The organism is Actinomadura sp. 21ATH (assembly GCF_041951345.1).
Lineage (GTDB): Bacteria > Actinomycetota > Actinomycetes > Streptosporangiales > Streptosporangiaceae > Spirillospora.
Map to the genome: position 1 here is coordinate 300,851 of NZ_JBGNUR010000003.1, position 15,009 is coordinate 315,859.

8 protein-coding genes are annotated in these 15,009 nt (G+C 64.0%); 5 read left to right on the plus strand and 3 right to left on the minus strand.

The genetic code is table 11. The features are described 5' to 3' along the window. The 3 genes from ACA361_RS13690 to ACA361_RS13700 all read left to right on the plus strand — a co-directional run bounded on the left by ACA361_RS13690 (position 1) and on the right by ACA361_RS13700 (position 7,925). A complete protein-coding gene (locus ACA361_RS13690) occupies positions 1 to 3,156 on the plus strand; it encodes a type I restriction endonuclease subunit R (RefSeq protein ID WP_375012296.1) in 3,156 nt (1,051 codons plus the stop codon). Between the two features lie 73 nt (positions 3,157 to 3,229). Next, positions 3,230 to 4,855 carry a protein kinase gene (locus tag ACA361_RS13695; protein ID WP_375012297.1) on the plus strand — a complete coding sequence of 542 codons (1,626 nt, stop codon included), beginning with the start codon at positions 3,230 to 3,232 and terminating at the stop codon, positions 4,853 to 4,855. 568 nt (positions 4,856 to 5,423) lie between these two features. Next, positions 5,424 to 7,925 carry an NB-ARC domain-containing protein gene (locus ACA361_RS13700; protein WP_375012298.1) on the plus strand — a complete coding sequence of 834 codons (2,502 nt, stop codon included), beginning with the start codon at positions 5,424 to 5,426 and terminating at the stop codon, positions 7,923 to 7,925. A 164-nt stretch (positions 7,926 to 8,089) separates the two neighbouring features. On the opposite strand, the gene ACA361_RS13705 is transcribed toward ACA361_RS13700, so the two are convergent. The 3 genes from ACA361_RS13705 to ACA361_RS13715 all read right to left on the minus strand — a co-directional run bounded on the left by ACA361_RS13705 (position 8,090) and on the right by ACA361_RS13715 (position 12,829). Continuing rightward, the gene (locus ACA361_RS13705) at positions 8,090 to 8,791 is read right to left on the minus strand and encodes an integrase core domain-containing protein (RefSeq protein ID WP_375012299.1); all 702 of its coding nucleotides are present in this window, start codon (positions 8,789 to 8,791) and stop codon (positions 8,090 to 8,092) included. Next, positions 8,761 to 9,186, minus strand: coding sequence for a hypothetical protein (locus ACA361_RS13710; protein WP_375012300.1), 426 nt, complete (start codon positions 9,184 to 9,186; stop codon positions 8,761 to 8,763). Before ACA361_RS13710 ends, ACA361_RS13705 begins: the two co-directional genes overlap by 31 nt. 277 nt (positions 9,187 to 9,463) lie before the next feature. Next, positions 9,464 to 12,829, minus strand: coding sequence for a type ISP restriction/modification enzyme (locus tag ACA361_RS13715; RefSeq protein ID WP_375012301.1), 3,366 nt, complete (start codon positions 12,827 to 12,829; stop codon positions 9,464 to 9,466). 187 nt (positions 12,830 to 13,016) lie between these two features. Here ACA361_RS13715 and ACA361_RS13720 point away from each other — a divergent pair, with 187 nt between their 5' ends. Further along, a complete protein-coding gene (locus ACA361_RS13720; protein ID WP_375012302.1) occupies positions 13,017 to 13,448 on the plus strand; it encodes an AIPR family protein in 432 nt (143 codons plus the stop codon). A gap of 50 nt (positions 13,449 to 13,498) precedes the next feature. Further along, positions 13,499 to 14,902 (plus strand): tetratricopeptide repeat protein, encoded by a 1,404-nt coding sequence (locus ACA361_RS13725; protein WP_375012303.1) that lies wholly within the window; start codon positions 13,499 to 13,501, stop codon positions 14,900 to 14,902. The last annotated feature ends 107 nt before the right edge of the window (positions 14,903 to 15,009 follow it).

A 15,009-nucleotide genomic window follows, 5' to 3' on the forward strand; every position in this document is an offset into this window, starting at 1 on the left:
ATGAGTCCGGTGCATGACGAGAGGGCGTTCGGGGACGCGATCGTCGCGGCGATGCTCGACGGCGGCTGGCTGGAAGGCGATCCGGGCGACTACCGGCCCGAACTCGGGCTGGACACGCGGCAGCTCTTCACTTTCATCGGGGAGACCCAGGGGGACGAGTGGGAACGGCTCGTCACGCTCTACGGGAACAGCACTGAGGACGCGCAGATCGGTTTCGCCAGGCGGCTCGACAAGGCGATCGCCGAGGACGGGATGCTCACCGTCCTGCGCAAGGGCGTGAAGGATCGGGGTGTCCTGATCCGGGTGGCGTACTTCAAGCCGAACCTTGTGCTGGACGACTCCGTCCTGGACGAGTATCGGGCCAACCAGCTGACGGTCGTCCGCGAGCTGGAGTATGCGACCAAGCAGGCCGACAAGGGCAACCGGCTCGACCTGGCGCTGTTCGTCAACGGAATTCCGGTCGCGACGGCCGAGCTGAAAAATCCGCTGACCGGGCAGGGCGTGGAGCAGGCGAAGGAGCAGTACCGCAGCGACCGCGATCCGAGCGAGCTGATCTTCCGGCAGCGCGTGGTGGCGAACTTCTGCGTCGATCCGGATCTCGTGTTCGTCGCGACGCGGCTGCGGGGCCAGAAGACGCGGTTCCTACCGTTCAACACCGGGTCCAAAGGGCCGGGCAAGCCGGGTGGTGCGGGCAACCGGGCGCCGGTCGAGCCCGGGACGTACGCCACGTCCTACCTCTGGACGCGGATCTGGGAGCCGGACACCTGGCTGGAGATGCTCCAGCGGTTCGTCCACGAGCAGAAGGCCAAGAGCGCGGGCGGGCGCACGAGCAAGACGCTGATCTTTCCGCGCTACCACCAGTGGGACGTGGTGAAGAAGCTCACCGCGCACGCCGCCCGTCACGGGGCCGGTCACAACTACCTGGTGATGGCGTCCGCCGGCTCGGGCAAGTCGAACACCATCGCGTGGCTGGCGCACCGGTTGTCGTCGCTGCACACGTCGGTGAACGCGGCGGACCTGGCCCCGGAGGCGGTGGCGAACGGGGTCGCACCGGGGGCGCCGGTGTTCGACAAGGTCATCGTCATCACCGATCGGCGGAATCTGGACGCCCAGTTGCGGGAGACGATCGGCGCGTTCGAGCAGACGGCCGGCCTCGTGGTGAAGATCGACGAGAAGGTCGGCGCGAAGTCCGAGCAGCTCGCCAAGGCGCTGTCGCAGCGGGCCGGGAAGATTATCACGGTGACGCTGCAGACGTTCTCGGCGCTGATCGACTTCCTGCGGCGCAACCCGACCGAGATCGCCGGTCACCGGTTCGCGATCGTCGTGGACGAGGCGCACTCGTCCCAGTCCGGGGACGCGGCGACGGCGGTCAAGGCCGCGCTGCGCGATCTGGGCCTGGACGCCGACTCCGACGACGAGGGCGCCACGACGGTCGAGGCCAAGCTGGAGCACAAGGCCGCGCAGCGCTCGCAGGCGTCCAACCTGTCCTACTTCGCGTTCACGGCCACGCCCAAGGGCAAGACGCTGGAGCTGTTCGGGACGCTGGACACCGTGGACGGCAAGGCGACCTACCGGCCGTTCCACACCTACTCGATGCGGCAGGCGATCGAGGAGGGCTTCATCCTCGACCCGCTGCGCAACTACGTCACCTACGACACGTACTGGAAGCTCGTCAACAACAACCCCGACGAGCGCGAGGTCGACCCGTCCAAGGCGAACACGCTGCTGGCGCGGTACGCGATCACGCATCCCTCGACCGTCGCGCAGCACGCGAAGATCATCGTGGAGCACTTCCGGGCGCACACCCAGGGACGGCTCGGCGGACGCGCCAAGGCGATGGTGGTGACCGCGTCGCGCAAGAGCGCCGTGCAGATGTCGCGCGCGATCAAGCAGCACATCGAGGACATGGGATACGGCATCGGTGTGCTGGTGGCCTTCTCCGGTTCGCTCACCTACGAGAAGGAGGAGGTCACCGAGTCCAAGGAGAACGGCGGCCTGCCCGAAAGCGGCCTGCCCAAGGCTTTCGCGTACACGCGGGCCGACGACCTGGCCACGCAGACGGGCGGACGCGGGAAGCCCGAGTTCCGGATCCTCGTCGTCGCCGAGAAGTACCAGACCGGCTTCGACCAGCCGTTGCTGACGACGATGTACGTCAACAAGAAGCTGTCGGGGATCTCGGCCGTTCAGACGCTGTCGCGGCTGAACCGCACCGCCGACCGCAAGAGCCAGACGGACCTGGCGGTCGTGGACTTCGTCAACGACGCCGAGGACATCCAGGAAGCGTTCCGTCCGTACTACGAGGAGGCGATGACTCTCCCCTCGGACCCGAACCTCCTCTACACCGCGCAGAGCCGGGTCATGTCGGCGCAGATCCTCGCCAACGCGGAGATGGACGAGTTCGCCCGCGCCTACCTCGAAGCCGAGGAGAAGGCCGACGGTTCGGCCGCGCGCTGGGAGAAGCTGCACGCCGAGCTGTACCGGCTGCTCCACCCGGCCGTCGAGCGCTTCACCACGCTGATCGACAGCGAGGACGAGGACGACCACGAGACCGCCGAGGACTTCCGTGCGGACCTGAACGACTACGTGCGCAAGTACGGGTTCCTTTCACAGATCGTGCCGTACCGCGACGCCGAACTCGAACGCCTCTACCTGTATGGACGGCACCTGCTCAACCGGCTTCCCCGGCGCGCCGACGGCGGTGTCGACATCGGTGAGGTCGACCTCAGCCACATGCGGGTGGAGAAGACCGGCGAGCACGATCTGAGCCTCGGACCCGAGGGCGCCGCCGTGGTCAAGGGCTTCGGCGACGGCGCCGGCGGCGCCAAGGAGCCGGAGAAGTCACCGCTGGCGGAACTGATCGAAAAGTTCAACGCCAAGTTCGGCACGGACTTCACCGAAGAGGACGTCATCCGGCCGTTCGAGGAGGCGATGGCCGAGCCGAAGGTGAAGCAGGCCGCGGTCGCCAACAACGACCAGGAGAACTTCGGGGTCGTGTTCGACAAGGTCTTCGAGGAGAAGATGATGGACCACGTCGACACCATCGCCACCCTCGGGGAGAAGTACTTCGGCTCGGATCCCGAATTCAAATCGTCCCTCAACAGCCGTGCCCGCCGGGCGGCATGGCAACTGCTGCGCGAACAGGCCGGCGTCGCCTGATCCATCGCCCATCCGGCCGTTCACCGAGCGAATCGGAGGACGGCTGGACAGGCGATCACCACGCTCGGAACACTTGGCCACGGCGAATCAGACGAGTGCACGCGGAGCAAGGATGCCGGTCAGAACGATTGCCGACCGCTATGAACTGATCGAAGAGATCGGCTCAGGGGGCATGGGCAAGATATGGCGCGGCTACGACTCCGTCCTGGACCGCGAGGTCGCCGTTAAGGTCATCCACCCCGAGATGCTGCTGTCTCTGGAGCACATCACCGACCTGGCCGAACGGTTCCGCCGCGAGGCACGCGTCACCGCCCGCATCCAGCACCACGGCGTCCCCCAGGTGTACGACGCGGTACTGGACGCCGACTCCGCGGATCGCCTCTACCTGGTGATGCAGTACATCGACGGCAGGAACCTGCGCTCCTACATCGCCCCGACCGACCCGCTGCCGATCGCCTGGGCCGCCGCGACCGCCGCGCAGATCGCCACCGTCCTGTCGCACGCGCACGCGATCCCGGTCGTTCACCGGGACCTGAAACCCGACAACGTCCTGGTGACCGGGGACGGCACCGTCAAGGTCCTCGACTTCGGCATCGCCGCGATCCTCCGCCGCGACATCACCAAAATCACGGTCACGGGCAGCCCGGTAGGTACGAGCCGCTACATGTCCCCCGAGCAAGTCAATGCCGCTCAGGTGACCCCGCAGAGCGACCTCTACGCGCTCGGCTGCGTCCTGCACGAACTGCTGTCAGGAACGCCCGTCTTCAACGGCAACGGCCAGTATGAACTCTGGAAACAGCACATCACCGGCACCCCGAAGCCGCTACGCGAACTGCGCGCGGACGTGCCGCCGGACCTGGAGAAGCTGGTCCTGGACCTGCTCGCCAAGAAGCCCGAACAGCGACCGGCCGACGCCTACACCGTCTACGAGCGCCTGCTCCCGTTCCTGCCATCTCCTGGCTCACCGGCCCTCGCCACCAGCAGCCGCCTCGGCGAGATGCCCGACCCGACGCTCCTCTACCGGCAGCCGAACGCCCCTCGTCGCCGCACGCCTCGGCCATCCCCCGTCCCGGCGCCGCCGACCGTCCCGCAAGCGCCGACCACGCCGCCGACCCAACTCCGGAGCGCCATCGACGATGCTCTCAAGCGTTCCACCGAACTCCTCGACTCCGACCGGTTCGCTCAAGCCGCCGATGTCGTCGACGCGGTCATCGGCCCGGCTGCCAGAATGCTGGGTTCCGAGAGCCCGGACCTGCTCAGACTCCGCTTCCACCGCGCGCTGATCCTCTTCCTCGGTGGAGACTCGCGCACGGCCCTCCCGGAGTTCGACGCCCTGGTCGACGCCTACACCCGCACCGCCGGGCCGTCGAGCGACCGCGCGCTGCAATCCCGCCGCTACGCCGCCCACTGCCGCGCGAACCTCGGCCAGAACACCGTCGCCCTCGACCAGTTCCGGCAACTCCTCGACGACGTCGCCAGCGCGGACAGCCACGCCAGCGAACTCGCCCTCGACATCCGATACAGCATCGGCATGCTCCTGCTGTCCGCCAACGACAAGACCGCAGCCGAGAACGTTTTCGAGTCCCTCTACCAGGACCACCTCGTCATCAACGGCCCTGACGACGAACGCACCCGCGAAATCGCCGACCTCCTTACCCGCATCCGCCTCCCATCTCCTCATAGTTCTGGCATCGAATAGCTAATCCGAGACTTCTACGAACCCGAGTGTTTGATAAGTCCACAAATATATGTACAGTGCTGGACTGGCCGTGCCCGTTCTGCCGCCTGCACCCCAGGGGAAGTCCCAGGCATCGCGTCCTAGGGCGCTAACGTGGCCCGCCGCGTGCGCCACCATGCTGTTCGTGGTCGAGGTCAACCGACCTGGCAGCCCCCACCGTCGCAACGCAGACAAATCCAATCCGCCAGACGCCTACGCTGCCGTGAGCGAGGGCACGATGCTCACCGGCCGCGCCCTCGCGCTGCCCAAGAGCCTGGAGGGTGTCATTGAAGCGATCCGTGCCATACACGCGGCTGCTCGGTTGCGTCGCTCCGCATCCCAGCCGGCCCCATGAAAGATCTAGACCGACGCAGCGCGCGTCCTTTGTCGGCCAAGATATGGCATGACAAGAAGGGACATTGTAGGCTTTGAAGATATTCAAGCAAGACTTACCTAGGCGGCCTATCAACCAAGCCCGGATGGGGCAGCAAAAGGGGCAGCTATGAGCTTTAGCGCGACTCGTCTGACTTGTTTCGCACTCATTTCATCGATGGAAACCGACCTGCGAGCAGTCATCGAGAATAATCTCGCCGCAAGTGACGCCAATAGTCTCTTCACATCGGACTGGCTCGACAAGGTTACAAGGCGTCGTGCTAAAGACTATGGAAACCAGCCGGCCCGTTCCGTAGCATCACTTATTCCGTACATGGACTTTGCAGACAGTTATGAAGTTCTTCTCCGTCACCGCAAAGAGTTTTCAGACGACTTGCAGACCGTTCTACAAAACGTGGCCCCAAAGCTACAGAAGGTCACTGAAATAAGGAACCGAGTGGCGCATTCGCGCCCAATGGAGATCGACGACCTCCCGTTTATGATCGATCTCGCGAAAGAACTGTGTGAGGCGTCGGCGTTCCCTTGGAACGCTCTCAGGGTCACGATGAGCAAGCTGGAAGAACACCCCGCGCACGTACTTGGCCTCACCATAGAACTGCAGTCCGACCCCGACCGGGCCCCGCAGCACAACCTGCCCGTTCCTGATTTTGACGAGACTGGTTTCTTCGGCCGCCAAAAGGAACTCGCGCGCATCAAAAGAGTACTAAAAGGCCCCTATCCAGTTGTGTCGATCCTTGGAGACGGCGGGATCGGCAAGACCTCGATTGCGCTCAAGGCAGCGTACGAGCTGCTTGATGACCCAGAGCAGCCGTTCGATGCATTCGTTTGGGTAACGGCCAAGGCGACGGCACTAACCGCGCACGAGATTGAGCGGATCAGCGGTGCAATCGAGGATTCGCTCGGCCTGTTCGCGAGGGCGGCGACCGAACTGGGCGGACCTGGATCAGCCGAAAATCCAGTGGCCGAGGTACTTGCCTACCTGGAAAGCTTCCGTATCCTGCTAATCCTGGACAACTTGGAAACCGTGCTAGACCAGCGGTTGAGAAACTTCCTGCTCGACCTTCCCATCGGCAGCAAGGTGATTATAACAAGCCGAATCGGACTCGGTATCGAAAATCCAATAAATCTGGAACCTATCTCGAACGATGATTCGGTCCGGCTTATCCGGGCGCTAGCACGTACCAGGAGCGTGACCTCTCTGATGCGCCTCAACCAGGAAAAGATTCGCGACCTGGCCACAGGAATGGGCGGGCATCCAGCCTATATCCGGTGGTTCGTGGCTGGTGTGCAGGCAGGTCGGCGACCCGAGGAGATGCTCTCCAACAACGAGCTACTGCTTGACTTCTGCATGTCCAACGTTTATGACTATCTGAACGAGAACGCACGGTTTGTGCTGCGGTGCATGCAGGCTCTTCCGGGTCCACGAAACCAGGCTGAGCTAGCATTCCTGAACAATTTTCTGGCGCACGACATTCAGGCGACACTACTCGAACTTATCACTACGAACTTTGTGCAAATGCAGAACCGCGAACTGGCCCAGTCGTTCGAAACAACCTATCAACTCAGCGATTTTGGACGGCAGTACCTCGACAAGCGTCACCCAATCACGATGGCCGATCGGGGACGGTTCGTCAGTCGAAACCGGAAACTACTCGATCTAGGAACAAGTCTGCGCGCGGCTAGCCGCGCCACGCCCTATGACCCGGAAACACTCGACATCCGAGGGCCAGGTGATTTCAATGTCGCACGCCTTCTACGTGAGGCCTTCCGAGCTCTCACCAAGGGGTCTGTAGACGAGGCCTTGCGAAGCTGCAAGGAAGCGCAGGTTCTCGCACCCCTTTATCACGAAGCATGGCGAGTCGAAGCTCACGTCCAAACCGCCAGGGGCGACTTCTCCTCCGCATTGTCCGCCTACGAGCGGGCCCACGAACTCGCTTCCAGTTCACCGACCCTCAACTACTTCTTTGGTCGATTCATGCTGGACGAGGGCGCGAATCCTAGCGCCGGCCTAGAACTCCTTCAGAAGGCCGCGAATACCGAAGCTGCGCATCCCGTGGTATTCACGAACATAGCGTGGGCTCATCTACAAATAGAAAGCTTCGAGGACGCTGTCAGCGCAGCAAGTCATGCGCTCTCACTACGCCCACATCACCAGGAAGGGGCCGAAGCGGTCTCGATCGGCATGCGAGCGGCTTTCTACGGGGCGCGACGTCACCTTGAGAACCTGGAGTACGAGGCCTCGGCCGAGATGGTCGAAACCATGGTCGCCGTCACCGAAGAGACTTCGGTCGAGCTGTTCTTCGGCGAGCCCGCTGACCGCATTCTCCAGATGATTGAGCTGGCTACTAGTTTGATGCGCCGCCTTGACGACGATTTTCTCATTCGAAAGCTGAAAGACCTGGTGCCCCGGTTGCGCGAGCAACTACGACGCGTCGACGTCGATCTTCTTGAACGACGCCTGGGCACAATCGTACGGCTCGTTACGGACAAGTTTTACGGCTTTATATCCGAGCGCAACAAAACCTACTTCTTCCACCTATCCGACATGACTAATGAGTACGAATGGGACTATCTTGACGAGGGAACCTCAGTGGGTTTCTTCCCCGATGATATGGAACCCAAGGGGCCGCATGCACGACAACTCCGGTGGCTAGGCTAACTACGTCTTAGGCAAGTGACCGTTTCGCCTGTTGGAGGTATTCGAGCGGGCGTGGTTCTGACGGTGGGCGGGGTGGCCGCAGGAGATACGGCGAATCATGCTAAGCCTGTGCGTGCCGAAATCCCTGTCATCCTTGTCCCTGCCGAAATCCTCATCCATGCAGGTCACGCGGCATTCTCGTACTCGTTGAGGATTCCGCCGAGGCGTTGGCGTCTTCGCACGTCCAGCCGGGCGATCTGATCGGGGTCAGTGATCGGCGGGGGCAGCAGAGTGCACGGTCGGGCATTCGCCATGCCCTGATGAGGCCGATGCTCGTTATAGAAGGCCTCGAACTCACGCAGCGCATGAAGCAGGTGGTGCTGGTTCCAGATCAGAGTCCGGTCCAGGAGCTCGCGGCGGCAGGTCAGCACCCACCGCTCCATGATCGCGTTCATCCGTGGCATCCGCACACCGGTGAGCACGACCTTGATGCTCGCATCGGCCAGGACAGTGTCGAACAGTTCGGGGTACTTGCCATCGCGGTCCCGGATCAGCCACCGCGCCCGGCACCTGGCATCCTCCAGGTCGATGACCAGGTTCCTGGCCGCCTGGGTCACCCATGCGGCGGTTGGGTGCGCGGTCGTGCCCAGGATGTGGATCCGGCGGGTGCGATGCTCGATCACGGCCAAGACGTACAAGCGAGCCCCGGTCAGCGTGACGGTCTCCAGGAAGTCGCATGCCAGCAGGGCGTCGGCCTGGGAGCGCAGGAAGCCGGCCCACGTGCCAGCGGCGCGGTCGGGTGCCGGGTCGATCCCGGCGTCCTGGAGGATCTCCCACACCCTTGACGCGGCGACCTTCACCCCGAGCACCGGCAGTTCGCCGTGCACGCGCCGGTACCCCGCTGGGGATTCTCTCGGACCAGCCGCAGCACCAGGACGCGGATGGAACGCACCGTCGGCGGCCGGCCCGGCCGTTTCGGCCGGGACCGGCCAGCGTACCGACGCCGGATGAGGTCGCAGTGCCAGCGGAGCACCGTCTCCGGACGCACCAGCAGCCGCATATGGCGCAGCGCCTCAGTTGACAGACGTTGCAGCAGCGCCGCCAGGAACGCCCGATTGGGCGCGGTGAACCGCACCCTCCTCCCGCCCAGTTGGCGTTCCAAGATCGCGATCTGGTGCCGCAACGCCAGGATCTCAACGTCCTTGTGACGATCGCTCATCGGAAGAAGACAAAGCGCCGCAAACGTGTTCGTCACCGTCAAATACCCCAGCCGCAACAACACGGCCGACCATCATGCCGCGGCTACAACGTCCCTGCACTCACATCCGGCGCGATCAGCCGAACCGTCACCCTGGTGTGCTGACACTGGCGATCGCAGCCCTCACCTGTACAGATGTAGTTTTCGACAAGCACAGGCTGGCCGACGACGGCATCTCTGTGCTCGATGTGCCGCCGAGCTCGCCCGCTAGGTCCGGCTGCTGTCGGCTGGAGTTGGCCGCAAGACCGGCGAGGCGGACGCGTCGTCGATCGGCATCGCCACCAGACAAGTCGATAACGGTTCACAAAGCGAGTTGTTCATCCGGCGTAGTAGGGCGCACGGGGCCTTGTGCCGATTTCGGCGCCGGCAGGATTCCGACTTCCCGAAGCTCCGCAACGGTGACCAGCGGTGCCGTGCTGATCTCCTCAAGGAGAGCGGCCTGCCGGGGCTCCAGCCGTACGAGAAGACCGAGTACGTGAAGCAGATCAAGGAGGTCATCGTTGAACTCGTGCGTCCAGGTCGTCGCGTTGATCAGGTCCAGCGGCGACCCGGGTGGACGCCCACGTGGATTCTTCAATCGATAGCCGATCCACTTGTTCACGACCCGCATGCCCGCGACGTTGTACGTCCAGACAGAAGCGGGGACGGGGGCGACACGTCCGCTGCTTCCGATCAATAGCGTCTGTGTATGTCTATCATAATCCGCCGTTTCCGGCATACCGTCCTCGGTATAGGGAATCGGGCTGATAATGCGTGGGCTCTCGGAGTCTGGGAGGCGAGGGGCTTCGCGTAGCTCTCCCCTATCGGCGCCGTAAAAACGGTGGCCGTAGGTGTGCAGCCATACGATCCGGCGACCCAGGTCTACCGCGCGGTCCCAGAGCTGGCCGTCTTTGGTGATCGGTACGCGCACGCCAGGTGTGACGAGATCCTCCCGGTAACGCCGGGTGTATCCGGAATGCGCGACCACTGCGGCGATGTACGCCAAGATGTCTTCACCGGTGACAAATCTTTTCAGCACCCGCGCGAGATGTTCGAGTAGCCCGGGGGTCAGGTTGGCGTGCCGCCCCGCCGCATCCCGGTACAGCGGGAGCACTCGACCACCGTGGTGTCCCTGGTAATGGTCCACATCAGGAACGAACGGCGCCAACGTCAGTGCCGGGCCATCGTCGATGACATTGGTGTGCGGCTCAGTGACATAGATCTGGCTCTCTCCGGCGACCCGCCACAGGTTGGAGCTGGGAAAGTCGATGACACGAGGATCGAGGATCAGATACTGCCGGTCGAAGCCACGGTAGGAATACGGCACGATGTTCGGATGCCGCCCTTGCTCATCGCGAAGCGGCCGGGAAGGGTACGACTGTCCCGGAATAGCGGGCGGACGGCTGTCGATATCACGATCTCTTGTCGTCTTCAGCAGAAAACCCTTATCCCTTTCACAGCTGTTCACCAAAGCGCTCCAGCGGCGCCGAAGGAGCTCCGCCGATGGAGCGATCACCCAGGTACGGTTAGCGCGCATCCCCGTTGTCTGCCACGGCATCAGGTCGCTCATGGGTGGATATGTCTGCCATTCAGGGTTTTTCGTCGGGTGGAACGGCGTGTTCCACCCATCCTGACAGAGGCTCCAGCCGGAAGAATCAAGGCCCAGCGATTCGAGCGCCTTGAACTTCTCCTCCTGAGACCCCGCAACCGCACGGTAGTGAACCCTTGCGGGTACATCAGGCCGGAAGGGGCCGTATCTGACGAACACCGCTATGGCCAGCGGCTGCTGGACCTTGGGGAAGAGGCGGGTCCGGGCCGGCGGCTGGTGGCGCTCCGGTGAGACGTCGATGATCCAGCCCTCGTCTACCAGGCGACGGAGGTAGGACCGCATCCCGGCGAAGGCTTCCCCGGTGAGGTAGGAGGATGGGGTGATGAAAGCAACCAGGCCAGCCGGTTCCTCCGGGTGGGCCTCGAAAGCCTTCCATATTGCCCAGCGCCAGAAGAACACCCAGGTGGCGGCGAGCTTGTAATCTAGTCGCCCACCCTGCCGGAACTCATCGAGGGATGGGCGTGCCGCGATGTCCTTCGGCTTCTTCGGATCGCGGCGTTCCTCGACCCAGGGCGCGGGATCGCGGGTGTGAGCCCGGTCCAGGTATGGCGGGTTCCCGATCACCGCCATGACCGGGACCTGTCGCTTGACCTTGTTGGCCCCGTCACGCGAACGCTGCAACTCCGCGTACATGCTGCCAAAGGCGAATTCCTGCTTGTCGGGATCCTCGAAGGTGTCGGCCAGGAACCGCATCTCTTCGGTGGGAACGTCCACTTCATACCCAGACTTAAGCAGCTCGTGCAGGCGCAGCCCGGCCACCGCGTAGGGAGTGACCTGCCGCTCGAAGCCGATCAGCCGCCTCCGGAACAGGTCCCGCAGCCGCTGGTCCAGGGCTCCCTCCCCTTGGCGCGCCTTGATCGTCCGGGCTACCAAATTGACGATCTCAACGAGGAACGTTCCCGCACCCATCGCGGGGTCCACCACGATGACGTCGTTGGCTGCATAGCCTTCCGGACGATTCAGCTTCACGCGCAGGATCTCATCGGTAAAGCCGACCATGGAATGCGCCAACCGGTCAGGAGTGTAGTAGGACCCGCTGTGGCGCCGTAGGTGCGGGTCGTACTCCTCCAGAAAGGTCTCGTACAGGAGCGCGTGCGCGTCATCGTTCATGACCTCCGGCTGATACCAGTCGACGGCTCCGATGACCCGGCGCAGCGTTTCGATGACGAGCAGGTTGTCGGCCGCCGTAGGGTCGGAGAGAAGCCCCAGGGCACGGCCGATCAGCGCGTGTTGTTTGCCGAGCTGGCGTCCGATGGCGGGCAGGTCTCGCCCCTCGAAGGAGACACCTGCGGCACGCGCCAGCAAGAGGGCGAAGGTGACGGTCTGCGCGTAGGCGTCGGCGAAGTCGGCCGCCTCACGCAGCCTGGGAAACAGGATGCGCCGCCATTCCTCCGCCAGCGTCGAGAACGGCCGGTCTCCCTCGACCAGCCGTTCGTGCTCCATGACCTCGACGACCTCCTCGCGGAGGTAACGGCACAGGCGGGCGGCCGTCCGTACCAGCGTCGGCAGGCTTCTCGGCGGCTCCGGCGCCCAGGTGAGGAATCCCCAGAGTGCGCGGGAAAACTCACCGTCTGCCGGACGCAGGGAACGGCCAGCCCGGTCAAGGGCCCCGTCCAGCCTGGCGACCGGACCTTGGCGTGCACCATCCCGGTACCAGGCCCAGGACTGGCCGTTGGTCAGCAGGAGATTGGGGAGCAGGCTGAGCTTCCGCCACTGCTGGGCATCATGTGATCGTGCGGGCCAGTCTTTCGGATTGACGCTCTTGGACGGAGCCTTGACCTCGATGTGACCGACGGTCGTGTCCTCGATGTCCACGGCGAAGTCCGGACGGACGGATAACTCGCGGAGGGGCACCTCGGCGTGGGTGGTGACCCGCAGCCCGAAGGCCCGCCCCGCCTCGCGGACGAGCGCGGCCACCGGCGCCTGTATCTGGTGTTCCTCACCGCCGATTCCGGCCGCGAGCGGATCCCGTACCGCGGCGCCGAATTCGGTGACAGCAGCCACGATCTTGATCTCGTAATCGCGGGACCGCCCTGGAACACCGACTGACGAAAAACGGCTCGCGGCGGCCTCAACCATACCTCCATGAATCCACGCAGATGGACATATGTCACGCACATGACCATAAGTTGCCGACAATGATCTTCAGGAGCCATTCCCGTTGTCTACCTACCGTCACAACCGTCACAAGAGGCCGTTTAGATAACAGCGGCACGGTGCCAGCGTCGCCAACGGCGCGCAGACCGTCACGGCGATCCACGAGGCGATGGCGCAGAACCCGGACCGCGTCGAGAACGCCGACGTCACCGTCCGTGCCTTCTCGCTCGGTGAGGACCGGTCGGCCTACGCCAAGCGGATCACCGAGACGACCAATACCCAGAACGACGTGTCACAGCTGGACTTCATCGCCCTGGAACCGGCGCAGGCCGAGATCCGGAAGGACTTCCTGCTGTCGCTGGGCAAGATCTACGTCTACAAGCGGGGTGAGCCGGACCGGCACCGGAGGCGGGCTGCTCTGTGGCACACGCCGCGGTCGCCCTGGCCTGCGCTCATCGAAGCCCGGAGCTCGCCGTGCGCGCCGGTCAGGACACCGATCTACTCTGGGAACGCGGAACTCGCGGCGCGTACCCCCGCCTGTTCGGAGAGGTCCCCACCGCGCACCGGATCTGGCGCCTGGTCCAGGCCCGCCGGGTGGTAGGAGCGGCCCTGGAGACCCAGCGCAAACAGCTGCACGGACGCGCCACCGACATGGCACGGCGCGGCGACATGCTCGTCATTCACCTCGTCTTCCAGCTTCTTGACCTGGACGGGATCGATGAGCCGACCTTGAACTGGCGGCCGACGCTGGACCGCGTCCCGGAAACGGCGGCCTCGGTCCAGTCCTGGCTGATCCACCACGTGGAGGAGCTCAATGCCCTATCCGATGCTCTGCCAGGTGGAGCTCGAGACCTCCGCGCACACATCCTGCACAACTTGGCTGCACACCTTAACGAGGCGGGCCAGCCCCACGACGCCCTCCAGGCCCACGCCGAGGCGATCGAGGAGTACCGGGCAATGGCCCAGCACGATGCGAGCGCTCATCTTCCCGACCTTGCCATGGCGCTCAATTCGTACGCGATCAGTCTTGCCCAACTCGACTGCGGCGATGAAGCGCTAGCTGCGTGTCAAGAAGCGGTGGCTATCCATCGCACCATCGAGGCCTCTCATCCCGGTACTCACCTTGATGGCCTCGCCCGCGCACTCAACACGTTGGGCGCCCGCTTGAGCGAGAACGGACTTCACGACCATGCCGTTGCCGTCGGTGAAGAGGCCGTGATGGTCGCTCGGCGGCTCTCGGAGCATGACCGAGATGCCCATATGTACTTGCTCGCAACGACGCTGAACAGTTACTCGGCCCATCTCCGGCGCGCTGGTCGTGACTCTCTCGGGGCGGCAGCTGAGGCGGTCCGTCTCTACCGCACGCTGGCCGAGACCAATCCTCGCGGCAACCTTCCCCGTGTGGCAGGTGCCCTGGCCAATCTCGCCGGGCATCTCGGCAGCGTCGGCAGGCATCAGGAGGCTCTGCGGTCTCTTCAGGAGGCCATGGAGATCTACGAGCAGCTTCCCGATGACGTTCGTAAAGGATTCCTCCCCCGGGAGGCTCAGACGCTCAGCAATCTCGGAAACCGGTTGGCAGTCCTCCGCCGTCCCGAGAAGGCGGCAGAGGCTTGTCGGCGGGCAGTAGAGCTGATGATTGCTCTCGCCGCCGACTCGGCGGTGCACCTCGCTGGCCTCGCCAGGTGTCGCGCGAACTATGCCGCCCGCCTTGCCACTCTCGGGCAATTCCACGACGCGGTCAGGGAAGCTACCGACGCGGTCCAAATCTATCGAGAGCTTGCCGATCTGCAGCCGGGACGCTACGAGCGCGAGTTCAGCGGAATGCTCGCGACCCTAGGATCAGTTCAGGTCATGACCGAGGACTACCATGCTGCGGCCAGAACGCTTGCTGAGGCCATTCTCCGCGCTCCCGAGGACGGCCCTGACCAGCACATCGACCTGGCGATCAACGCGCTGCGTCGGGCACATGCCCACGCACCTGCCGAAACACGGGCCGGCTGGCAGGCGGTGACCGGCATGTCCTTCCCGGAGTGGCTCCGCGACGAAGGCCCCTGAGAACTCCACGTGACCCCAGCCGTCGTTCAACGAGACAGCGTGCCTCCGACGACCTCGACCTCAGCATCCCCCGCAAGCCAGGCCGGCGCGGCGACCAACCGAGGCAA

Excerpts from the sequence above, each read along its gene's own strand:
- ACA361_RS13690 (WP_375012296.1), top strand. The coding sequence starts at position 1 with ATGAGTCCGGTGCATGACGAGAGGGCGTTCGGGGACGCGATCGTCGCG.
- ACA361_RS13700 (WP_375012298.1), top strand. The coding sequence starts at position 5,424 with ATGGAAACCGACCTGCGAGCAGTCATCGAGAATAATCTCGCCGCAAGT.
- ACA361_RS13715 (WP_375012301.1), bottom strand. The coding sequence starts at position 12,829 with ATGGTTGAGGCCGCCGCGAGCCGTTTTTCGTCAGTCGGTGTTCCAGGG.
- ACA361_RS13720 (WP_375012302.1), top strand. The coding sequence starts at position 13,017 with ATGGCGCAGAACCCGGACCGCGTCGAGAACGCCGACGTCACCGTCCGT.
- ACA361_RS13725 (WP_375012303.1), top strand. The coding sequence starts at position 13,499 with ATGGCACGGCGCGGCGACATGCTCGTCATTCACCTCGTCTTCCAGCTT.